Annotated in this window: 12 protein-coding genes; 8 read left to right on the top strand and 4 right to left on the bottom strand. The window is 68.4% G+C overall.

Annotation, left to right across the window (positions count from 1 at the left end; all coding sequences use genetic code 11):
• The first annotated feature begins 24 nt into the window (after positions 1-24).
• The gene (locus ACFYPG_RS02985) at positions 25-468 is read left to right on the top strand and encodes an NUDIX domain-containing protein (RefSeq protein ID WP_387349874.1); all 444 of its coding nucleotides are present in this window, start codon (positions 25-27) and stop codon (positions 466-468) included.
• Between the two features lie 112 nt (positions 469-580).
• Here the strand turns inward: ACFYPG_RS02985 and ACFYPG_RS02980 are convergent, their stop codons facing one another.
• The 3 genes from ACFYPG_RS02980 to ACFYPG_RS02970 are packed head-to-tail and all read right to left on the bottom strand — an operon-like array spanning position 581 to position 3830.
• Positions 581-1543, bottom strand: coding sequence for a hypothetical protein (locus tag ACFYPG_RS02980; protein ID WP_387349872.1), 963 nt, complete (start codon positions 1541-1543; stop codon positions 581-583).
• Complete coding sequence (locus tag ACFYPG_RS02975) at positions 1540-2943, bottom strand: hypothetical protein (RefSeq protein WP_387349871.1); 1404 nt, start codon at positions 2941-2943, stop codon at positions 1540-1542. Before ACFYPG_RS02975 ends, ACFYPG_RS02980 begins: the two co-directional genes overlap by 4 nt.
• A gap of 41 nt (positions 2944-2984) precedes the next feature.
• The gene (locus ACFYPG_RS02970) at positions 2985-3830 is read right to left on the bottom strand and encodes a hypothetical protein (RefSeq protein WP_387349869.1); all 846 of its coding nucleotides are present in this window, start codon (positions 3828-3830) and stop codon (positions 2985-2987) included.
• A gap of 151 nt (positions 3831-3981) precedes the next feature.
• On the opposite strand from ACFYPG_RS02970, the gene ACFYPG_RS02965 reads away from it, so the two are divergent.
• From ACFYPG_RS02965 to ACFYPG_RS02940, 6 genes are all read left to right on the top strand, one after another.
• Entirely contained in the window at positions 3982-10410 is a 6429-nt protein-coding gene (locus ACFYPG_RS02965) for a DEAD/DEAH box helicase (protein WP_387349868.1), read from the top strand.
• Positions 10407-12590, top strand: a complete 2184-nt coding sequence (locus tag ACFYPG_RS02960) for a UvrD-helicase domain-containing protein (RefSeq protein ID WP_387349866.1) — start codon at positions 10407-10409, stop codon at positions 12588-12590. The genes ACFYPG_RS02965 and ACFYPG_RS02960 overlap by 4 nt, the downstream gene beginning before the upstream one ends.
• Positions 12591-12641: 51 nt before the next feature.
• Positions 12642-13904, top strand: coding sequence for a protein kinase (locus tag ACFYPG_RS02955; RefSeq protein ID WP_387349865.1), 1263 nt, complete (start codon positions 12642-12644; stop codon positions 13902-13904).
• 385 nt (positions 13905-14289) lie between these two features.
• Complete coding sequence (locus ACFYPG_RS02950; protein WP_387349863.1) at positions 14290-14592, top strand: DivIVA domain-containing protein; 303 nt, start codon at positions 14290-14292, stop codon at positions 14590-14592.
• Positions 14589-14840, top strand: coding sequence for a hypothetical protein (locus tag ACFYPG_RS02945; RefSeq protein WP_387349861.1), 252 nt, complete (start codon positions 14589-14591; stop codon positions 14838-14840). The genes ACFYPG_RS02950 and ACFYPG_RS02945 overlap by 4 nt, the downstream gene beginning before the upstream one ends.
• A gap of 70 nt (positions 14841-14910) precedes the next feature.
• The gene (locus ACFYPG_RS02940; protein WP_387349859.1) at positions 14911-15780 is read left to right on the top strand and encodes a hypothetical protein; all 870 of its coding nucleotides are present in this window, start codon (positions 14911-14913) and stop codon (positions 15778-15780) included.
• Positions 15781-15862: 82 nt separating this feature from the next.
• Here ACFYPG_RS02940 and ACFYPG_RS02935 read toward each other — a convergent pair whose 3' ends face one another.
• Positions 15863-16351, bottom strand: a complete 489-nt coding sequence (locus ACFYPG_RS02935) for a hypothetical protein (protein WP_387349857.1) — start codon at positions 16349-16351, stop codon at positions 15863-15865.
• A 119-nt stretch (positions 16352-16470) separates the two neighbouring features.
• Here ACFYPG_RS02935 and ACFYPG_RS02930 point away from each other — a divergent pair, with 119 nt between their 5' ends.
• The gene (locus ACFYPG_RS02930) at positions 16471-22431 is read left to right on the top strand and encodes a DUF4011 domain-containing protein (protein WP_387349855.1); all 5961 of its coding nucleotides are present in this window, start codon (positions 16471-16473) and stop codon (positions 22429-22431) included.
• The last annotated feature ends 110 nt before the right edge of the window (positions 22432-22541 follow it).

Genomic DNA, 22541 nt, shown 5'->3' with positions numbered 1-22541 from the left:
TGCACATACGGAAGGACTTCCCGCATGACTGAGCGACCGCCGTACCTGGTCGAGCGGAACCCGGGGTATTTCGAGTACCAGCTACCGATCTCGGTCAAGCTTGTCGTCGACCACCACGGCCGAGTGCCGCTTTTGAGGAACGAGCGTAACGAGTGGGAGCTGCCTGGCGGCAAGCTCGAAGTGGGCGAGACGCCCGAGGACGGCGTCTGCCGGGAAGTCGCCGAGGAGCTAGGGCTGACCATCACGGAGGTCGAAATCATCGACTCCTGGGTCTACGTGATCACGCCTGCCCGGCACGTGTTCATCGTGAGCTTCGGCGCCAGCTACGTCGGCGACGAGGAGCTTGTCTACTCTGCGGAGCACAAGGAACTCGGCGTGTTCACGTACGACGAGGTGCCTCACCTGCACATGCCCGAGCCTTACAAGCGCACCATCCAGCGCTGGCGTGAGCGCCGGCTGACCGCCTAGGTTGTGCTGTCCAGGTGATGGGTCGTAGGCCGCCGGTGGCGGTGTGAGGTTGATGTACGTTGGGTCTGGGTCGAGTAAGGCCAGGTCTTCTTGACGGTGGTGCCGAGTTCGGTTAGGCAATGGCCGGGGCGATTTCCGGTAGCAAGAGGGTCAGGTCGACCAGCTCGACGTGAGCGGCCGGCCCGGCCGTGAAGTCACGGATCGGAACGTCCAAGGAACCGAATTGTTCCTCGAAGCGCTGCCGCAACTTTGGCGATGATCGGTTCAATCCCCAGGCGGCCGACCCTGTGGCGCTCCGTAGGAAATGAATGGCCGGTGGGCCGGCGACGTAAAGCTGCGCCCGGCGACCCGACGCGTCGAGCGCGAGATGGACCAGGTCCGCGAACGCGCCGCGCTTGCGCATCGCGTCCGCGCCCTTCCACACCGACATCTTGAACTCGGCGATCCTTCGGTCTGTCTCCAGGTCGTACGGTCGGCTCGGGTCGTTGCCCGCTGCCAGGGACGGCCGCCGGGCCACCCGCTCGCCCTCGTCGAGGATCAGGGGTACAACCCGAGTGATCACGGCGGCGTGGATGATGTCACTGAGCCGGCCGGCATGCCTTCTTACCAGCAGCGCAGCGAGCAGAAGGTCCAATCCCAAGCCGGCGTCCTCGGCGAGCTCGGCCGCCGCACTGCGGTCGACGCCGTTGAATCGCGCTTCCAGGGCGGCGATCCGTGCGGTCAGGTCCGCCGAGTCGACGAAGGCGAGGAGCGTGCCAAACGCCTCCGCAGGGTCCGGTCCTGAGACCGGCAGGACCACGGGCTCGGTCGCCTCGGCGCTCGCACGCTCTCCAGGCAGTTTGCTGGTCGGAAACCCCATCGTCCGAAGGTGGCGCAGGGCGATGTGCGACGTGAAGGCGTCCCGGCGAAGACCGGTGACGGCAGCGAACACCTGCTTAACCGGCCAGCGTGCCCCGTCGACCTCGACCCAGTGCTCACGAACGTCTTCGCGGATTTGGTCCACCAGCCTGGAGTGGACCGCCTCGGCCGGAATGGCGTAGGCGCGACCGTCGAGTCGGAAACTGTGCTCCTTCACCGGTTGTACCGACGGATCAGGCCGAGGAAGTGACGGAGTTTGCCGACATCCGTGAGTCTGACCGGGTCGGGGTTGAAGTGCATGACGTTGTTGCGGATCTTGCGCAGTTGGTCCAGACGCTTGATGAAGACCCTTCGGTCGAGCGGCCAGTCGAGCTGCTGCCAACAGTCCGGGTTGTCGAGCACCGCCTGGTACTGACCGATGGACATGGAGTCGAACGACCGGAAGGACGATCCGGCCGAGCTGCACGCCTGCCTCACGGTCTCCTCGTCAAAGGTGTTCTGCAGGAGTTGCCGTAGCTCTTGGTCGATCTCGCCGATCAGGAAGAACGGAGTCGCCGTCTCGTCGTACTTGCGCACCACGTCGGCGGCAGTGATAACGCCCGTAATTTTCCGCTGGTCGTCGCGGACAAAGATGAACCCGTTCTGCTGGAGCGTCTCCAGCACGTCGAGCAGCCGTACGTTGTAGTCAAAGACTCGGGTCGCCGCGCGACGATCGATGGCGTCGCTGAAGATGGCCTTGGCATCCCGGTGCTTGGCCGCCGCGATCGATTCCCAGCTCACCGCGCCGTGCAGGGTGTAGGGGTTGGTCAGCACTGCGATCTGAGAGAAATCGTCGACCTGCATCGCTGTGATCGCTTCTTCGAAGGACGCCGTGGGCGATACCCAGGCAAGCGACATGTCGTCCGGCAGCAGATTACCGAGGGTGAGTCCGACGTCCACGCTCTCCTCGTCGTCGGAAGATGTTGCCTCAACTCCGTCGCCCGCGACGTCGGTGGCGGCGTCGTCAATGTCGCCCTCCGGGAGAACCAAGATCCGGATCGTCTTGTCCAAGCTGACGGTACGGAAATCCGGAATGGTGGTCAGGCCATGGTTGGCCAGGTCGGCGTCGATCTGTGCGCTGGTAGTCCGGTCGCGGTCTTCCAAGCCCCAGTGTTTGATGAACTCGCGGACGGTCAGGGTGCGCGGTGTACCCTCCTCGGCCTCCGTCCGGGCCTCCTCAAGCACCGCGAAGCGGCGGCGTACCGCCTCCGCCTCCTTGTGAGGCCGCGCTTGGTCCGCCGTCACTTCCTCGGCGACGTCCTTGAGTAGCTTGACCCGGAGATGATGAAGGGTCTGCCCGCTCGGTTGGACCCGCCAGACCGCCCAGCCCGGCACCGCGACGAGCCCGGCGACCTCTGCCGCGGCGCGGGACGGAGTGGCGAATTCGCGGCCGTCTGGGAGGCGCAGCTGACCCCGTGCCGTCACGGTCGCCCGGTAGGGCGTCTCGCCGATCCGCTGTTGGAACGTCAGCTCGGTGTCCGCGGCGAGCAGGTCCGCGTCGATCAGGTCGGAGATGCGGACCCGGCGGCCGTTGATCAGAAGCTCCCGGCGGCTTCGGGACGACGAACCGTTCGACATGCTGTCTCTTCCGTCCTGCAATGTGGGGGAGAGGTGGTCGGTCAATCTGACGAGTCGTCGTGCGGTTCGTCCCGGTCCTCGGTCCCGTTCATGCGAGGGACGAGGGTCGGCTCGACGCCGAGGGCTTTGCTCGCGATCGTGAGGGCACGGTCGGCGGCGGTGGTCTTCGTCAACTCGCCGGCACACCACTTCCAGCCCAAGAGGGAAAGTTCGTTGGCTGCCCGGCCGAGGGCGGTGTCCTCGTAGCTGTCGGCGACCCGTACGGTCACCCGTTCGGCGTGCTGATGCACACGAGGCGCCAGGTACATCAGCTTGGCTTCGCGGCCCGACGGACGATCGGAAAGGTCGTAGCCGGGCGGCGCTGCGGTGAGATCGCCCCTACGCCAGGCGTTCACCATGTCGGCGATCTCCGGGTAGTCGGTCACGACCGTCACCTGGTGCGCTGGCAGGAGCCGAAGCAGCGCCCAGAACAGGGCCCGTGCCTCCGCCGCCAACTCCCCCTGACCGTCGAAGCGACGACGCGTGGTGGTCGCCCCGAAGCCGTAGTGACCGTCGTCGGCCAGGTAACCCCAGCCGCGGGGATGCTCGTGCGCAGTTGGATGCAGCTGGTAGCAGCCGACGATGGCGACCTCGACCGGATTGTCGTCGGCGACGACGAGTGGCTGAAGCTGCTCCTGTCGCATCCAGCGGTCGCGTCGGACCTGCCGCATCGCGCCGCGCCTGCTCTCCTGCGGTGTCGCAGCACGCAGCGGCTCAGGGTGCTCGCAGATCCACCGCGCCTTGAGGGTGCGCCACGGCTCAGGGTGGAACCACCCGGCGACCTCCTCGACGCAGACGATGCCGCAGTTGCGGCAGATATGCTGGCCTGCACTGTTCGTCTCGGTCACGGAGGAGTCGCCCGTCCCTCGGTTACAGGTCGTCGCAGCCTAGGCGATCATGACGAGGAGGGGTGTCGCGAATCCGACTCAGCGTCGTGGTGGGCACTTGGGCAGGTCAACGCCGGTAAGGGGTGCAGTAGCATGCGGCGGTGATCCGCTCATGAGGCCGACCATCGCCGCCGACACCCTGCGTAGGACCCTCACCCAGTACCTGACCACCACCTTCGGTCTGACCGAGGACGGCGTACGTCATGGTTTGGAGGGTTTCCTCTCCCACCCGGAGCAGGGCATCTTCCGCGGCCCGTACCTGCGGATCCGCACCCCCTTCCGCCCGGCGGAAGGGGACTGGCGGGCGGGCCTGGACTGGGCGCCGGCCGACTTCACCCCTTACCTGCACCAAGCGAACGCATTTGCCCGTTTGTCGACGAAGGGCAAGGCGGCCGAGCCGACCCTGATCACCACCGGCACCGGCTCGGGTAAGACGGAGTCGTTCCTGATCCCGGTGCTCGACCACTGCCGGCGGCAGAAGCAGCAGGGCAGGGCCGGGGTCAAGGCGATCCTGCTCTACCCGATGAACGCCCTGGCGACGGACCAGACGTCTCGCATCAACGAGTTGCTCACCGACCCGGCGCTCAGCCAGGTCACGGCCGGTCTCTACATCGGCGACGTCGCGGCCATCGAGTACCCGCACGTGTTCACCAAACGGTCGGAGATGCGCCGCACGCCGCCGGACATCCTGATCACCAACTACAAGATGCTGGATCTGCTGCTCCAGCGTGCCGATGACCTGCCGCTGTGGGAGGGCGCCGAGCCGGCGTACGTGGTGCTGGACGAGTTCCACACCTACGACGGCGCGCAGGGCACCGACGTGGCGATGCTGCTGCGCCGTCTCGCCGCCGCGCTCGACCTCGACGAGCCAGACCGGCCGCTCGGGCCGATCTGCCCGGTGGCCACCTCCGCCACGCTCGGTGAGGGCGGCGGCCGGGACGGTCGTACCGCAATCCGTGAAGTCGCCGAGCAGGTCTTCGGCGTTCCCTTCGACGCCGGGTCGCTGGTGGGGGAGGACCGGTACGAGGCTGGCGAGTTCGTCGCCAGCCAGGACTTCAGCTTGCCGCTGCCCAGCCCGGAGCAGCTTGCGGCCGTCGACGACCGTGACCCCGAAGAGATGTTGGCCGAGGTCGCCGAGCTTGTCGTCGGCGAACGCTGTCTTGACAACCCGACGCGCCTCGGTGGCCTGCTCCGCCAGCACCCGTTGACGAAGGCGGTGCTTGACTCGCTCCAGACGCGGCCGTGCACGCTCGACGAGATCATCGACGTGCTGCCCCGCAAGAACGCCACCGGATGGGGCAGCGTGATGAAGACCCCGTCGGAGATCACGGCGAAGGCTCTCGCCCGGTTCGTCGGCCTGCTCTCCGTCGCGCAGAACCCGGAAGCTCCCGGCCGCCCACTGCTCAACATTGAAACCCACCTCTGGGTACGCGCCGTCTCCCGCCTGCTGCGCGGCACCTCCCACCAGGCCGCCTTCGGCTGGTACGGCGAGGCACCGCGCGAGCTGGACCCGTACGCCACCGACGCCGACGTGGTGGTGGCCGACAACCGCTATCCCCGGCTACCGGCCGTCTACTGCCGGCACTGCGGCCGATCGGGCTGGATGGCGTTGTCGCCGGAGAAGGACCCGCAGGAGCTGGAGACCGACCCGGACAAGATCTACCGCGCCAGCGTCGGTCGGGACAAGCGCCGGGTCCGCGCGCTGATCGCCGCGACCGAGGACGAGGTGCGCCAGCGCTCCCGTGGCCTGCTGGTTTTGGAGTACGGCCGTCGGGTGCGCCCCTTCGATGAACAGCGGGACCGGGAGCCCACCGACGACGCGATCGTCGTGCTCGGCGACGTGCTCGACATCGACGGCGCCGAGAAGGACCGCTGCCCGTCCTGCGAGCTGGACCACGGCATCCGCTTCCTCGGCGCCGGCCTGGCCACCCTCGCCTCGGTGGCGATCACGCAACTCTTCACCGGCGGGGAGCTCGACGAAGCCGAGAAGAAGACGTTGCTCTTCAACGACTCGGTCCAGGATGCCGCGCACCGCGCCGGTTTCGTCGCCAACCGGTCCTACTCGTTCTCGCTGCGCTCCCTCCTCGCCGGCCGCCTGGAGGCTGGGGAGTCGATCGGGCTCGACGACCTCTTCGTCAAGATGATCGAGGAGGCGGCGAAGCCGGAGATTCTCGCCACCGTCGTGCCGCCGGACCTGCATGACCAGCCTGGCGTCGACAGCCTGCTTGCCGGCGAGCACACCGGTAGTCGCGAGACCTGGGAGCTGATCAGCGAACGACTCGTCTTCGCCACCGTGATGGAGACCGGGCTTCGCTCCCGCCAGGGCCGCACCCTGGAGTTGACCCGCAGCGTCGCTGTTGAGGTTGCCCTCGACGATCCGGCGCGAGCCGCCGCGATCTGCCGGGACGTCCACCTCACCGGCCCCGGTCACCTGGCCGGAATGGCACCGGACGACGCCCGCTACCTCGCCTTCCTCCGCGGTCTGCTGGAACGGCTACGGACCCGGGGTGCGGTGTTCCACGAGTGGCTGGTGCCGTACCTGAAGCGTGGCGGCACCCGGTGGCAGATCTGGGGCGGCCGGCCCGCCGGGATGCCCGCCTTCCCGAAGGGCCTGTCCGCGCCCGCTTTCCTGCTCGCGGCGCCGAAGTCCCGCTCGGAATTCGACGTGATCACCGCGCGCGGCAACTGGTATCAGGACTGGACGTCGCGCTGCCTCGGCCTCGACTCCGGTGACGCTGCCGGATTCCTCAGCCAGCTGCTGCCGGCCCTCGCCGCAGAAGGCGTGGTCGCCGTTGGCGACACCGAGGACGGCAACACGGTGTACGGGCTGATGCCCGGCCACCTGCGGGTGACCCGACTCGACGACGCGTCCGCCGTGACTGCCGGAGTCGGCTGCGACACCTGCCACTGGCAGCAGACCGAGCACCCCGACCGGGTGGCCGACTGGATCGGCCAGCCGTGCCGGCAGTACCGCTGCCGCGGCCAACTCCAGGCCGCCCACGACGACACCGCCGCCGCCGACGACTACTACCGGCGGCTCTACCTGGACCGCCCGGTGTTCCGGGTGGTCACCGGCGAACACACCGGCATGCTCACCCGCGCCCAGCGGGAGACGGTGGAGAAGCAGTTCCGCGACGGCGTGCGCTACACCGACCCCAACGTGCTCTCCTGCACGCCCACACTGGAGATGGGCATCGACATCGGCGCCCTCTCCGCCGTGGTGCTCGCCTCCCTTCCGCACGGCCCGGCCAACTACGTCCAGCGGGCGGGCCGCGCCGGCCGCAAGAGCGGCAACGCGCTCGTGCTGACCCTCGTGGGACGAACCGAGCGGGACCGCTACTACCTCACCGATCCCCGCGACATGATCGCCGGCCAGATCGTTCCGCCTGGCTGTTTCCTCTCCGCAGTGGAGATCCTGCGCCGCCAGTACCTCGCCCACCTGATCGACCTGGCCGCCCGCGGGCGGCTGGCCGGAGTGCTGCCGATGCCACGGCGGGCGCACGTGCTGTTCGGTCCGACCGGTTGGTTGACCGGCCTCGCCGAGGCTGGCCGTCGCGATGGTGCTCGGCTGGTGGAGAAGTTCCTGACGCTCTTCGGCGACAAGGTCCTGCGGGCCGCCGCCGACCAGCTGCGGGAGTTCGCGGTGGACGGCATCGTCCACCGCGTCAAGGAAGCCGACGAGGTCTGGGAGTTCCGATTGTCCGACCTGCGTCGCCGGATGCAGGAGCTTGCTGTCGCCCGAGGCACGCTGGTGCCCAGCGACCCGGACCACGCACGCGAGATCAAGATGTTGAAGGCCGAGGAGGGTGCGGTTCGTCGTCGACTTCGGGAAGTCAGTGCGGCAGCCGCACACGGCACCCTGGTCGAGTTCGGTCTGCTGCCGAACTACGCCCTCGTCGACAGCCGGACCGACCTGGAAGCCACCCTGACCTGGGAGGACAAAACCGACGGCGACCGCCGGTTCCACAGCGAACTGCGCGAGTACGCCCGCCCCGCCCGCCAAGCGCTGGTCGAGATCGCTCCGGGCAACAGCTACTACGTGCGGGGCTACAAACACGAGATTTCCGGCCTCGACGTCGGTCCGGCGGATCGGCCGGCCTACGAGCAGTGGCGGATCTGCGCGCAGTGTGGCTACGTCCGTACCCACCTCGCCAAGGAGGACACCAGCGCCTGCCCGCGCTGCGCGGACTCGGGCATCGCCGATCACGGACGGCTGTTCCAGGTCCTCCAACCGACCCGGGTGCTCAGCCGCGACAAGCGCGACGACGCCCGCATCCGTGACGACAGCGACGATCGGGACCGACGCTTCTACGCCACCACGGTCGCAGTCGACGTTGATCCGGCGAAGGTCGATTCGTCCTGGCGGCACGCTCATGACACGTTCGGTGTCGACTACAGCCGACACGCGATGATCCGGCACTTCAACCTGGGCGCGCAGCGCTACGACCGGGCAGCCGAACTCTTCGCGGGCGAGGAGGTGCGAATCAACCGGTTCCACGCCTGCACCTCCTGCGGCGGGACCACGGTTGATGGTGTCCCCGCAGTGAGTCAACAACTCGCCGCGCAGGCCTCCGGCTCCACCGTCGTGCAGGGTGCCGAGCACCACCGGCCGTGGTGTCCCTACCGGCGCTCGCCGGCAGGCGCGGACGCCCATGTCGATCTGATCCTCGCCCACGAGCTGGAGACCGAGGCCCTGCGCATCCTGATCCCCGCCGCGACCGCCGTCGTGCAGGAGCGCATCGCGTCATTCGCAGCCGCGATCCGCCTCGGCATCGCCGCCCAGTACGGCGGCGACCCTGCGCACCTCCAGGCCGTGTCGGCCACCATGCCGGACGGGCAGAGTGACGGGACACGCAACTTCGTGGTCGTCTATGACACTCAGCCGCAGGGCACCGGCTATCTGCATCGCCTCGCCAAGCCTGAGGAGTTCCGCGCGGTCCTGGAACTCGCGCGGCAGCGGATCGCCGACTGTGTCTGTCGACACGAAGGCAGGGCGGTGTGTCACCGCTGCCTTCTGCGGCACGCCCGCAACGAGCACTTCGCCCTGATGAGCCGAGACGAGGCGTTGGGGATGCTGGACAAGCTCCTCGACACCTGGGACGTGCAGGAGGGCACCCGCACAGATGAGATCTCGCTGATCCATCAGGTGGAGAGCGAGCTGGAGATGCGTTTCCTCACCAAGCTGTTGGCGCTTGGTGAGACGCCCAACTCCGGGCTGCGAATCGATCGACGGACCGACCACGACGGTGCCCGCGTCGCCGACCTGCGGTTCGTTCGCGACAACGGTCAGAGCGTCACCCACTGGCAGATGAAGCTGCAGAACACCGTTCGAGGCACCCGCCCCGATGTTCACTTCAAACGCCTCGACGCACCCTCGCCCGAGGTGGCCGTCTACCTCGACGGCTTCAAGTACCACGCCTCGTCCCAGTACAACCGGCTCGCCGACGACGCCGAGAAGCGAGCCCGGTTGCGCGCCCACGGCTATCTGGTCTTCGCCGCCACCTGGGACGACGTCAAGACCTGGGGGAGTGCGGACGGGCAGGGACGGTGGACCCCGTATGGCGGGGTCAGCGAACGATTCGCCCGAGACAAATACCGGGGTCTCCTTTCCGGCGCCGACCCGGATGAGCTCACGGAAACCATCTGGGTCAATCCCATCGAACAGCTCATGCGCTTCCTCGCCGACCCTGACCTGACCCGCTGGCAGCGTCGAGCGGAAGCGGGTCTGTGGGGCGTGCTCAAGCAAGCCCGGGACAACAGCACGACCGACTCCGCTGGCGTCGCAGAGAGGTTGACCGCCGCTCTGCGTGGAGGATCGCTGCCCCCGCCGACAGCGGGACGCATTATGGTCGCCCGCGCGCAGGACAACGCGGGCTGCCCGGTGACGATCGTCCTCGATGCGCGCAGCAAACCGCTACCTACCATGTCGGCCCTCGCCGTTGTCGACGATCTGCCGGCCGCAGTCGCCGACGAGCGGCACAAGGAACGCTGGGCTGCGTGGCTGACCTGGGGAAATGTCATCCAGTTCCTCGCAAATGGCGGCGGTGACGCTGGTCAACTCGCCGTGTCCGCCCTCGACACCTTCGAGCCGGCCTCGATGGCAGTGACCGAGGGCACCGGGTTCGTGCTGGCTCAACGCGCGCTGCCGCTCGACGAGGAGACGGCAACGTGGCTTGGTATCGCGGCGCAGCCGGCAGCCGCCGCGCCCGCGCTCCACACGGAGTCGCCGTGGCGGGACATCCTGCGTTACCTGGACCCGGACGAGAACACGCTGGACCAGCTCGTCCAGCAACTCGCCCGGCAGGATCTGCCCGCACCAGTTGTCGGCTACGAGTTGGGCGATCAGGGCTGGCAGGCCGAGTTGGCCTGGCCCGATCGGCGGATCGCCATCGTGCTCACCGGTCCGTCCGACGACCCGGAGACGGAAGATCGCGACCGGGCGTACGCGGACGCGGGCTGGCACGCCCGTACCGCTCGGGAATGGTCGGTCGACGAGTTGGCGGCAGCGATCAAGGTGACAAGCGGGGGAGAACGTCTATGAGCACCGGAGCAACAACCCTGCGGATGCTGGACCGCGCCGACAAGGAGGTCATGAAGCTCACCCGCGCCGACATCGGAGCGGTCTACGAGTTCATGCACAAGTTCCGGCACAACCCGGAGAACCCGGGGCTCAACCTGAAGGCGCTCAACGGCGACTCCCGGCTGATGTCCGCCCGGGTCAACAAGGACTATCGGGCGCTGCTGCTGCACATCGCCGAGCGCGACTACCTGCTCGTCGCGGTCAAGCATCGGGGCGAGGTGTACGACGACCTTTCCCGGTACGCGTACCGCATCAACCGGGTCACCGGCGGCATCGAGGTTATCGACATGGCACCTGTCGGTGACAGCATCATCGGTCGGGTCGTGCCGCCGGACGTCGAACCGGAGCCTGCGCAGAAGCCGCTGTTCCAGGCGTACACCGACGCTCAGTTGCTGGAGCTGGGCGTCTCCGAGCCGTTGCTGCCGCAGATCCGGGAGTTGACCGCCGAGGCGGAGCTGCTGGAACTGCTCGACCGAGCGCCGCAGCTCACCACCGACGTGCTCTTCGCGCTCTTCGACGGCACCCCCTACGACGACGTGCTCCAACAGGTCACGGACCCGGTACGCGCCGACGAGCCGGTCGACCCCGAGGACTTTGAGGCGGCGGTGGAACGCCCCGCCACGCAGGTGACCTCCGACGACGAGGCTTTGCAGGCGATGCTCGGCGAAGCCTTCGAGCGGTGGCAGATCTTCCTGCACCCCACCCAGCGGAAGCTGGTCGAGCGCCGTTACAACGGGCCTGCGCGGGTCGGAGGTGGTCCAGGAACCGGCAAGACGATCGTCGCGTTGCATCGGGTGGCGCACCTCGCGCGGCAGCTGCCGCCGGGGGTGGACAAGCCGATCCTGCTCACCACCTTCAATCGGAACCTGGCTGCGGACCTGCGTACCCGCCTTATGGCGTTGGGCGGGCAGGAGTTGGTGGCCCGGGTCGACATCGTCAACATCGACCGGTTGGCCAGCCGGGTGGTGGCAGAAGCCAAGGCAGGCGGCAGCCGCCGGGTGGTGGACGACAATCGCGTCCTTGAGCTGTGGGACGAGTTTCTCATCGAGACCGGGGAGACCGCCTGGGAGGCGGAGTTCCTTGCCGCCGAGTGGACCCAGGTGATCCTCGGTCAGGTGCTCAACTCGCGGACGGACTACTTCAAGGCCCGCCGCCCCAACCGTGGACGCAGTCTCTCCCGGATCGAGCGGGACCAGATCTGGCAGCTGACCGAGCGCTTTACCACCTGGCTGGAGAACCGCGGCGTCTGGACCTGGCGCCAGGTGGCACAACGGGCTGCCCGCCTCGAGATGGACCGCACGGCCCAGAACACCGGGGTCGCCGGCGAGTCATCCGGCGGTTTCTACCGCCCGCGCTACCGCCACGTGGTGGTCGACGAGGCGCAGGACCTCAGCGCTGCCCACTGGAAGATGCTGCGTGCCATGGTCGCGCCGGGCCCCGACGACATGTTCCTCACCGGCGACACCCACCAGCGCATCTACGACAACCACGTCACGTTGAGCAGCCTCGGCGTCAACATCCGCGGGCGATCGTCCCGGCTCACCCTGAGCTACCGTACGACTCGGCAGATCCTCGCCGATGCCCTACAGATCATGACCGGGGAGGTGTACGACGACCTCGACGGCGGTGAGGAGGACCTGGCGGGCTACCGGTCGCTGCTCCGCGGCGGCCGGCCGGTCTTCCGCGGGGCGGGGACGTGGGCTCAGGAGCGGGACCTGATCGTCGAGCAGTTGCGCGGTTGGGGCAACCCGACGGACGGTTCGGTTGCCATCTGCGTACCGACCAAGGAACTGGCGACGGACGTCATCAGCCGGCTGGAGGCTGAGGGCCTGGAAGTGGTGGAGATCGGCCCGGACGGCCCGAAACGCCCGGACGGCGTGCACATCGGAACGATGCACCGGTTCAAGGGGCTCGAGTACCAGCGCATGATCATCGCTGGGGTCAGCGACGGGTTGATGCCTCGGCAGATGATCAACAGGTACCGCGACACCGACCCGAAACGCTATCAACGTGAACGTCAGCGCGACCGGTCGCTGCTCTTCGTCGCTGCCACCCGTTCGCGCGATGAGCTTGCGGTGTTCTGGCATGGCACACCCAGCCCGTTCCTGACCGGGCGTCTCGTACAACGACAGCTAGCCTGACGGTCGGCGCCTGCTCAGGCGGGGTCGACGTGCGATTCGTGGAGGTTGTGGGTGCAAGCGGGGGAGCGTATCGGTGACCGGTACGAGTTGACGTATCCGGTCGGTCGCGGAGGTATGGGGCAGGTCTGGGCCGGCTTCGACGAGCGGCTCGACCGGCCGGTGGCGATCAAATTTCTCCGGCAGTTGGACGTGCCGGAGGACGAGCGTGAGACGGCGGGCAAGCGTTTCAGGCGGGAGGCGAGAGCGACCGCCAGGCTCGACCATCCCGGAGTGCCGGCCGTACACGACCTGGGCGTACACGGCGAAGACCTCTTCCTCGTCATGCAACTCGTACCGGGAATTGTTCTCGCCGACCACATCGCCGAGCAGGAACGACTGTCTGTCGGCGAGGCGGTTTCCATTGCCGCGCAGGTCTGTTCGGTGCTCGTGGCAGCTCACCGCGCCTCGCTCGTGCATCGTGACCTGAAGCCCCACAACCTCATGATCACCCCATCGGGGGTGGTCAAAGTTCTCGACTTCGGCGTAGCCGCGCTGCTCGGTCCGGCCGAGGCCTCGCGCCTCACCGCGACCGGGCGCACGCTCGGCACCCCTGCCTACATCGCACCCGAGCAGGCGCAGGGCGGCCCGGTGGGACCTGCCGCCGATTTATACGCCTTGGGCTGCATCTTCTTCGAGATGCTCGGCGGAAGCCCTCCCTATGAGGCGGCGAACGCACCAGACATGATGCGCCGTCACATCGACTCACCGGTTCCCATCATCACTGAGTATCGATCGGATGTGCCCGACGATCTGGCCCACCTCTTGTATTGCCTGTTAGCCAAGGACCCAGCGGAAAGGCCAGCGTCGGCTGGCGAGGTTCGTCAGATCCTTACGCCGTTCCTCGAAAACGGTGAATCACCAGGGCTCGTGGCCGCGCGATCGGACGACAAGGTTCCCGGCCCTGCCCCCGTCTCGGTTCCGCCGCAGAAGGCCAAGAGGGAACTGGTGGAGTTGAGGGCGCAGGTGAGAGAGTTGGCCGAGAATGAGCGTTTCGTGCAGGCCGCCGAGGTGTTGCAGCGGGCCCTTCGCCTGGTGCCGCAAGGCGGTGCGCCGCTCACCGCCGAGATCTTGGCGCTACGAGTTGATATCGCCAACCTCTTGATGCTTGCAGGCGACTTCCGAAAGGCGCGCCGCGCTTTCGAGGCTCTGGCACAAGATCTGGAGCAGTCGGGCGGGGAACAGGATCTAGTCGAGGAATGTAGACAGCAGGTGGTGGCCTGTCAGCTTGAACTGGGCGAGTGCGCTGATGCCACTGAGGCGCTCTCGGGGCGTTAGCTCATCGCGACATCGCCCGTGTCCCGGCAGATCCTCTGCCATCCGTTGCTGCTCACGGTCGAGTGGTTCGGCATCCGCGCGGTTCCTGATTCCCTTACGCAACACTGCATGAGCCGTCCCTGCAACTCGCACGGGTTGCAGCAAAGAAAGTCAACGCATAACGGCGAAATTGCGGCCTGAAACGTTGCTTCTCCAATGCGGCCATCGCAGGCTGATCACAGCACGGCGGCCCGCCGGTCCCCCCGAACGGCCGCCGTGCTTCCCAGGACACCCCTCGCCGAGCAGTGAACCGTACCGCTGAGAACTGGGGTTTCAGGGGACGGGTGTGCCTCCACAGGGTGGGCGGGCAAACCCGCCCATCTACGACCAAGAAGGGCGGACGGACGTGAACGCTCCAAACCAGCGATCAACCGCGACGGGTAGTGGTGCGACCTACCGCTCCGCCGCGTACACAAGTCTGCTGCCGTGGCAGGTGCGCGAGCGCCGTTTCGCGCCAGTCGGGTTCGGACGTCGCGGTCTGAACCCCGACGACGTGTACGCCTTCCTCGACCGGGTCGCCGTTGACATGGCCGCCGTCTACGCCGCTCTCGCCGAGAGCCGCCGCGAGACCGCCCGGATCAAGGCCGGGCTGCGTCGCTGGCAGACCGATCAGGCCCGCGCCCGCAACGAGCGGGACCAGCTCCAATGAGCCAGCGGTACGTCATCCACCTGCCCGTCGTCGCCACCGACCTGCCTGCCGCGCAGCGCCTTGCCCGGGTCATCGGCCGCTGGATGCTGGTGCTGCCGATGACCGATCCCGGGGAGACCACCGTCTCCGAAGAAGACCATCAGCTTGTCCGGCACCGGGTCTTCTGCGACCTGCGGATGCCGGGCGGGCGGCGCTGCCTCCTGCGCGACGGCCACGACGGCAGCTGCTCAAGACGCCGGCACCGCTGACACAACCAGACGATCCGGCATCTCAACTGCCCGTTGTGCCGAGTGCGCTGATGATCATCAGGCCGCTAGCGTGCGCAGCACGGAGGTGGCGGGGATGGGCGCTCGGCGTTGGGACGCCAGGTTCGAGGAGGAGCACCTTGTCCTCCGCCGTTGGCGGTTGCTGCCGTGGCCGAAGGCCTACGTCAGGCGGATACCGCTGGACGCGATCCTCTATATCGGGTCGTTCACCGCAAGCGACCATGCGAAGCGGCACGCCCAACTTTCCGTTCAGAACACGTCGGCACCAGACCTGACCGAGGTCATCCCGGTTAGTTTCACGCGGGAGCAGTGGACGTTCGCCGGCTGGTTCATGGAGGAACGGCGAGCGGCGGAACGGCGAGCCGCACCGACCAGGCCGCCGCAACTCCGTCCGAAGGCATCGTCGGGTCAGGTGGCCCCGTCCCGCCCGGCGGCCGACGTTGCGGCCCTGTCGCGGCAACAGGCGCAGCTGGCGGTTGCCCTACGAGCCCACCTCGCGGCCAGGCAGGCTTCCACCACGCTGAGCATCCCGTCGACAACCCCGGTGATGCGGGTCGACGACGGCAGGCTGCCGGTGTGGCTGTGGCTTGAGAATGGTGAAATTCACGCATCCCTCATCTCAGCCGGCGACGCCTCACCGCGGCATTTGACCCCAGCCGATGTCGCCCATCTCCTGCTTGCTGACCCGTCCCGGGCGATGCCGGCGATTCGTGCGCTCACCGGCATCGTCGACAGACAGCTTGCCCTGGCTCACCTGCGGAGCTGGCAGCGGCCGGACCGGGTCGTCATCAACCTGAGCGCCTCCGACCTCGCCGGGCGGCGAGTGACAGAGGCCCAACAGACGCCAGGCCGGAGCAACCCGGACGGCACTGTGCGGACTGTGTCAGGTGGCCTTCCGAGTCTGAACAAGCGCCGACGATGAGCACCAGCCACGGAGACCCCGGCCTGCGGCGGACCGACCGAACGTCAACCCTCGGAGGCGATGCCGGGGTCTCCGCCACGCCTCATGCGGTGAGCGAGTCCAGGTTGACGCCGTCGAGCAGGTTGATCAGTTCGTCGTCGCGGGTCACCTCGTAGCCGCGCTGGCGTAGCTCCGCAATCAGCTCGGCTTCGCACTCGAGCGGAATCTCGAGGTAGTCGCCGTCGTGCACCGTGACCTGGCGCTTGCCGTACCGGTCCTGCAGGTCCTGCGGCAGCACCGTGAACGCCCGCTTGGTGACCATGGGCGGCCAGTTTCCGTCCGCGACCGCGCCCACCTCGGTGATGTCGAAGGGCTGGTCGTCGCCGTACCCGTCCTCCGGCTCGTGGTATTCCGGACCGGCGGGGTTCCACAGGTGAGTCACCCGGATCTGCCGCGCCTCGCCCCACGTGTGCGCGGCGGCGAGCGCCCGGATCTCCGCGGCCTCCTCGGTTGCGGTGCACGCGTCGGCGAAGGCGAGACAGTCGTGCGCCGTGGCGTGGCCGTAGACCAGGTGCTGGTGTTGCGTCGTCATGGCGCACATCCTGCCTCAGACGTACGACTTCCAAGATCGTCGTACGGCCGGGGCCCTCTCCACCGGTCGGGTGACCGCTAGGCTGACGAGTCCTGGCCTTGCCACCTGGAGAAACGCCCATGTCCGACAGCGTCTTCGCGCAGTTCACCGCCGACGACGACCAGCTCGAAGTTGGGCTGATCGTCCAGCCGGCGATCAACGCCGCCCTGGTGCACAACCGGGTGCCGTTGGTGCGTCACCTCACGCTCGTCAACCGAGGTGCGGTGCCGCTGACCGATGTCACGGTGACGCTGGAACTGCGAGGCCCGGACGGGGCGTTGACCGAGCCGTGGACGCGTACCCTGACCGCGCCGTTGCGGCCCGGGGCCAGCACGAGTTGGGACGACTTCCTCGACTTCAGGCCCGACCGCGTGCTGCTGTACCGCACCGACGAGGCGTTCCCTGTCGACTACATCCTCCGGGTGCAGGCGGGGGAGCAGACCCTGCGGCTGGTCGCGCCGTCACGAGTTCTGGCGCACAACGAGTGGTTCAACAGCCCTGCCCTGTACGACAGCCTGGCGGCTTTCGTGCAGCCGAACACCCGGGCGGTGGAGGCGGTTCTGCGGGCTGCCGCCCAGCTCCTGCTCGCGCGGACCGGCTCCGGTTCGTTGCAGGGCTACCAGGAGGGTTCGGAGCGGGCGGCGCTGATCGCCGGCGCGGTGTACGAGGCGTTGCGCCAACTTGAGATCACCTACCAGACTCTGCCGGCGTCGTTCGAGAACACCGGCCAAAAGGTACGGACGACAGCGGCGGTGCTCGACGGGCGGCTCGGCAACTGCCTCGACCTGTCCGTCACGTACGCCGCGTGTCTGGAGGCGGCCGGGCTGCACCCGCTCGTCTTCATCAGCGCGGGGCACGCCTTCGGCGGCTTCCTGCTGGAGGAGGAACGGCTGGGCTCGGCCGCGGTGACCGAAAGTAACCTGCTGATCTCGATGGTGGACTCCGGCCGTGCCGTGCCGGTCGAGCTGACCCGCATCGGGCCGGGCGCGCAGTCGGCGACATTCACCGAGGCGGTACGCGTCGGGCTCGGCCACTTCCGCGGTGACGGTGAGCGGATGCAGGGCGTTGTCGACGTCCACCTGGCCCATCGCTCCGGCATTCAGCCGCTGCCGTCGCCCGACGAACTGATCACGCCCGCCGCAGTCGACGCCGAGGCGACGGCGGAGATAACAGCGTCCCTGGACCTGCCGCCCGGCGTCGCCGCCGCGAAGCTGCGCCAGTTCGCCGACGAGGGCGAGGAGGCCCCGCAGCAGTCCGACGGGTCACCGGCGCGCGTCCAGCTGTGGAAGAAGTCGCTGCTTGACCTGAGCCTGCGTAACCCGCTGCTCAACCTGCCCAAGCGTGGTCGTGGGCTGGACCTGCACGTGCCGGCGGGTGCGCTGGCCCTGCTCGACGACCTCATCCACGATGGCAAGCAGGTGCAGGTCATCCCGCAGGACGACATCAGCCAGGTCCACGAGCTGGCCGGGTCACGTCGGGCGCAGGACCTCGACGCCGAGATCCTGACCCGGGAGCTGCGTACCGACCGGCGGGTCTACGGCGCGGTCACCGACGCCCGCTACAAGACGGCGATGCGCGCGTTGCAGCGCGAGGCGCGCACGATGGAGCAGGAGACGGGCAGCAACTACCTCTACCTGACCATCGGCACCCTGGTGCACACGAAGACGACCGGGGGAGAGGCGTACGCGCCGCTGTTCCTCCTGCCGGTACGCATTGAGGGCGGCAGCGGCCGTCGCCCGTACGCGATGGTCATCGACGGCACCGAGGTCGCCAGCCCGAACCACTGCCTGATCGAGTGGTTGCGGGTGAAGCACAGCGTGCGGATCCCGGAGCTGGAGCGACCGGTCCTCGACGAGCACGGCATCGACATCGCCAAGACCCTCGCGGCGATCAACACGGGGTTGCTCGACAACCGGCTCAACTACCGCATCGACGAGACCGCCAGTCTTCGACTGTTGCAGTTCTCCACCTTCCAGATGTGGCGGGACCTCACCGATCACTGGCCCAGGTTCATGGAGAACCCGGTCGTCCGGCACCTGGTCGAGTCGTCCGGCGCCACGTTCGACGATCCGGCCCGCCCCGACGACGCCGAGGTCATGGTCGACGAGGCGGACCTGCACCTGCCGATTCCCGCCGACGGGTCGCAGATGCAGGCCATCGTGCGCGCCGAGCGGGGCCACTCGTTCGTCCTGGAGGGCCCGCCGGGCACCGGCAAGTCCCAGACCATCACCAACATGATCGCCCGGACGGTCAGTTCGGGCCGGTCGGTGCTGTTCGTCGCCGAGAAGCAGGCCGCCCTGGAGGTGGTCAAGCGCCGCCTCAAGCAGGTCGGCCTCGGGCCGTTCGCGCTGGACCTGCACGGGCGCAAGCAGTCCCTCAACGCGATCCGCCAGCAGCTGCGTGACGCCCTCGACCAGTACGACCAGGGCGGCGACGGCACGTGGACGGCTGTCGAGACGGCCTACCGGACGCGGCTCGCCCCACTGACCGAGTACCCGGCCCAGGTGCACACCACCAACCCCGTCGGGATGTCACTCTGGTCGGCCTACGAGCAGACCCTGGCGTACGGGGACGGCCCGGTCGCCCCGATCCCGGTGGCCTACCTGCACGCACCCGCCCCGGCACGCGCGCAGGTCGAGACGACACTGCGGGAGTTCCCGGCCGCCGCCCGGTCGGCCCGGCTCCGGGCGGCGCACCCGTGGGCGCTCAGCGGTTGCCGCACCCTCGATGGGCTGCACGGCGCGGCGGTCACCGAGATCGCCGGTGAGCTCGAACGGCTCCGCGCGGACCTCGCCGAGTACCCGCGCCTGGTCGAGTTGCTGCGGACGCTGCCCGCCCCGGAGACCGTGAGCGAGTTGCAGGCGGGCGCCTGGCTCGCCGTACGCGGAATGTTGCCGGACCGGCAGACCACAGTGCACGCCAGCGACCGGCGGTGGGACGAGGCGGTGGCCCGGCTCCAGGCGGACCTGGCGGTCTTCCGGCAGGGCTTCGCCGGTGAGCTGGCCACCTTCCGGGCGGACGTGTTCGCCCGGCCGGAGCTGACCGCCTGGCACGGTGAGGCCCAGGAGGCGGCGAAGCGGTTGTTCGGCAAGGGCAAGCGCCGTCAGGCCATCGCGGACCGGTTGGCGGTGCATCTGGTGGCCGGCGCCACGCTCGACGTGGAACAGGTGGAGGTGCTCACCGGCCGGTTGGTCGCCGCCCGAGCGCAGGCCGCCGCGCTCCACCAACACCTGCTGGGGCTCGGTGGGCTGCGGCTGTCGCAGTGGTTGCCCACGGACCCGAACGCGCAGGAACGGTTGACGGAAGCGGTCGAGGCGACCCGGGTTGGCCGGACGCTGCTGAGCCAGCACCCGCAGGCCTGGGAGCTGTTCCAGAGCGGGTTCACCGATGCCGACGCGGCAATGCTCGACCGATGTGCCTCGCGATGGCGGGCCTGGCGTGGGGTGTTGCGCTCGGGCGGGCCGGAGCTGACCCTGTGGGCGGGCGGTTCGCACTGGATCGACGCCTGGCAGCGCGACGGCGCGGCCTGGCTGCACGAGTTGCAGAGCGAGGAGTTGTTCCCGCTGCGCCGATGGGCGACCGTCCTGGCCCACGCCGACGTGCTCGCCTCGGCCGGTCTCACCGACTATCGGGACCAGCTGCTGCGCGTCGAGGTGCCCGCGCATCTCGCCGAGGAGGCCTACCGGCGGGGAGTCGCGGCGGCGTCCCTCGCCGAGCGGGTACGGGCCGGCGGTCTGCAGTACTTCGACCCGGAACTGCACGACGACGAGATCAGCCAGTTCGAGGCAGCCGCTGGTGAGCTTCGGTCCGCGCTGCCGACACAGTTGCCGTCGGTGCTGGTCCGGCGCCGCCCCTTCAGCCCGACCGACCGGCGTGGCCGGTTCGCCGACTTCGCGGCGGAGCTTCGCCGTAAGCGGGGCGGGCGGTCCTTCCGGGAACTGTTCGAGCAGTACCCGGACGCGGTGCTCGCACTGACCCCCTGCGTGCTGGTCAGCCCCGCGTCCGCGGCGAACTTCCTGGCGCCGGGGAGCCAACGTTTCGACCTGGTCATCTTCGACGAGGCCTCGCAGATCCGCGTCGCGGAGGCAATCGGCGCGATGGGTCGGGGCAGCGCCGTGGTGGTCGTCGGTGACTCCCGGCAGATGCCGCCGAGCAGCATCATGCAGGCCAGCCACAGCGTGGACGAGATCGACGAGGGCAACGGCCCGGTGCCGGAGGACCTGGAGAGCATCCTCAGCGAGGCCGTCGAGTCGGGACTGCCGCAACGGTGGCTGTCCTGGCACTACCGCAGCCACGACGAATCCCTGATCGCCTTCTCCAACCGCTACTACTACGACAACAAGCTCTCCAGCCTCCCGTCGCCCGGTGCCGCCAGCTCGGCGGGCGTCAGCTGGCGACGCGTCGAGGGCCAGTACGACCGGGGCGGATCCCGCACCAACGAGGTCGAGGCACTGGCGATCCTCGCGGACATCACCCTGCGGTTGCACGACCCGGCGACCTCCACCCAGTCCGTCGGCGTGGTCACCTTCAACATCCAGCAGCGGGATCTGATCCTCAACCTGCTGGAGGAGAGCACCGATCCGATCATCCGCGAGCACCTCTCCGGCGCGGTCGCGGAGCCGATCTTCGTGAAGAACCTGGAGAACGTCCAGGGCGACGAGCGGGACGTCGTCCTGTTCTCCCTGGCCTTCTCCACCAACCTGGAAACAGGTCAGCTCCCGTTGAACTTCGGCCCGCTCAGCCAGGCCGGCGGCGAGCGGCGGCTCAACGTGGCCATCACCCGCGCCCGCCGCCAGGTAATCCTCTACTCGTCCTTCGACCCGTCCGACATCGACCTGTCCCGTACGTCGGCGCTGGGCACACAGCACCTGCGGGCGTACTGCGAGATGGCCGCCGCCGGCGCGGAACGCCTGGGCGACCTCGCCACCGACCGCACCGAGCGGCGCAGCCGGATCCGCGAAGAGGTGGCCGCGGCGCTGCGCGACCGCGGCCACGAGGTCCGTACCTCACATGGCCTCTCCGACTTCACAGTCGACATCGCCGTACGCAGACCAGGCTCTTCCCGTTGGCAGGTGGCCGTCATGCTCGACGGCCCGGACTGGAGCGCCCGCCCGACCGTGGCCGACCGGGACTCCGCACCCACGCTCCTCCGCTCGATCATGGGCTGGCCGGAGGTCGTACGGTTCTGGCTGCCGGCGTGGATCCACGACCGGTCGGCGCTGCTCGACCGGCTTGACGACGCGGTCACCCGAGCCGAGACCCCCACGACCGCCCAATCCGAATACGAGTCGTCGGCGGTCGCAGAGAGCGTCGATGTGCCGCAGCCGCGCCCCGCAACGGACGTGGAGCAGCCATGCCCGGCACCGGCCGCCGAGTTGCCGCAGCCGCGTCTAGCGGTCGACGAAGAGCCCCTTCGGGGTGCGTCGGTGGTACCCGTCGTCGTGCCGGTCACGGTGGCTTCGGCCGCCGAGGCCATCACGGCAAGCCCATTCGTCCCGTACGCCCCAACCTCGCTCGGAGACCAGGCCGACCTCGAACTCCTGGCCACCGACCAGCGGATACGCGATCTGATGCGGAACGCGCTCCGCGACATCATCGAGGCGGAAGGGCCCATCGAGCAGCACCGGCTGGCACGCCTCGCTCTCGCCCGGTTCGGCTTCCTCCGTACCCGGGAGGACCGACGCACCGCCGTACTTTCCCTCGTCGACTCCCGCCGCCTCTACACGCACCCGACCGTGAGCCGGTACGCCTGGCCCGATGGCGTCGACCCGCAGACCTACCGAGGGTTCCGGGTCACCCAGGCGAGCAACGACCGCGCGTTCGAGGAGGTGCCACCCGAGGAGGTGGCCAACGCCCTCGTGCACGCGCTGCAGGGCGTAGCGAGCATGGACGAGGAGCGGCTGCTGCGTGCCGGCCTGGAGCGGCTCGGCTACCGCCGACGCACCGAAAAGATCGACAAGCTGCTCCGGTACGGGCTGCACGTCGCCCTAACCAGCGGTCGCCTCCGGTACGACCAGGAGGGCCGCCTCACCAGCGGCTGACGACACCCAGCCTCGGGCTTTCGTTGCGAGCTGCCCTCACTGAGGGGCTAAGGCCAGCCCTGTCGGCCTCGAGTCAGCAGGACAGATCGAGACCAGTAGATGGGAGTAGA

The organism is Micromonospora sp. NPDC005553, assembly GCF_042871765.1.
In the GTDB taxonomy this organism is placed as follows: domain Bacteria; phylum Actinomycetota; class Actinomycetes; order Mycobacteriales; family Micromonosporaceae; genus Micromonospora.
Note: the sequence above shows the minus strand (reverse complement) of the source record. Positions and strands in the feature narration are given on the sequence as shown.

What these genes read in the sequence shown, in the direction of transcription:
- ACFYPG_RS02985 (WP_387349874.1), top strand. Translation starts at nt 25, where the DNA reads ATGACTGAGCGACCGCCGTACCTGGTCGAGCGGAACCCGGGGTATTTC.
- ACFYPG_RS02975 (WP_387349871.1), bottom strand. Translation starts at nt 2,943, where the DNA reads ATGTCGAACGGTTCGTCGTCCCGAAGCCGCCGGGAGCTTCTGATCAAC.
- ACFYPG_RS02965 (WP_387349868.1), top strand. Translation starts at nt 3,982, where the DNA reads ATGAGGCCGACCATCGCCGCCGACACCCTGCGTAGGACCCTCACCCAG.
- ACFYPG_RS02960 (WP_387349866.1), top strand. Translation starts at nt 10,407, where the DNA reads ATGAGCACCGGAGCAACAACCCTGCGGATGCTGGACCGCGCCGACAAG.
- ACFYPG_RS02945 (WP_387349861.1), top strand. Translation starts at nt 14,589, where the DNA reads ATGAGCCAGCGGTACGTCATCCACCTGCCCGTCGTCGCCACCGACCTG.
- ACFYPG_RS02935 (WP_387349857.1), bottom strand. Translation starts at nt 16,351, where the DNA reads ATGACGACGCAACACCAGCACCTGGTCTACGGCCACGCCACGGCGCAC.
- ACFYPG_RS02930 (WP_387349855.1), top strand. Translation starts at nt 16,471, where the DNA reads ATGTCCGACAGCGTCTTCGCGCAGTTCACCGCCGACGACGACCAGCTC.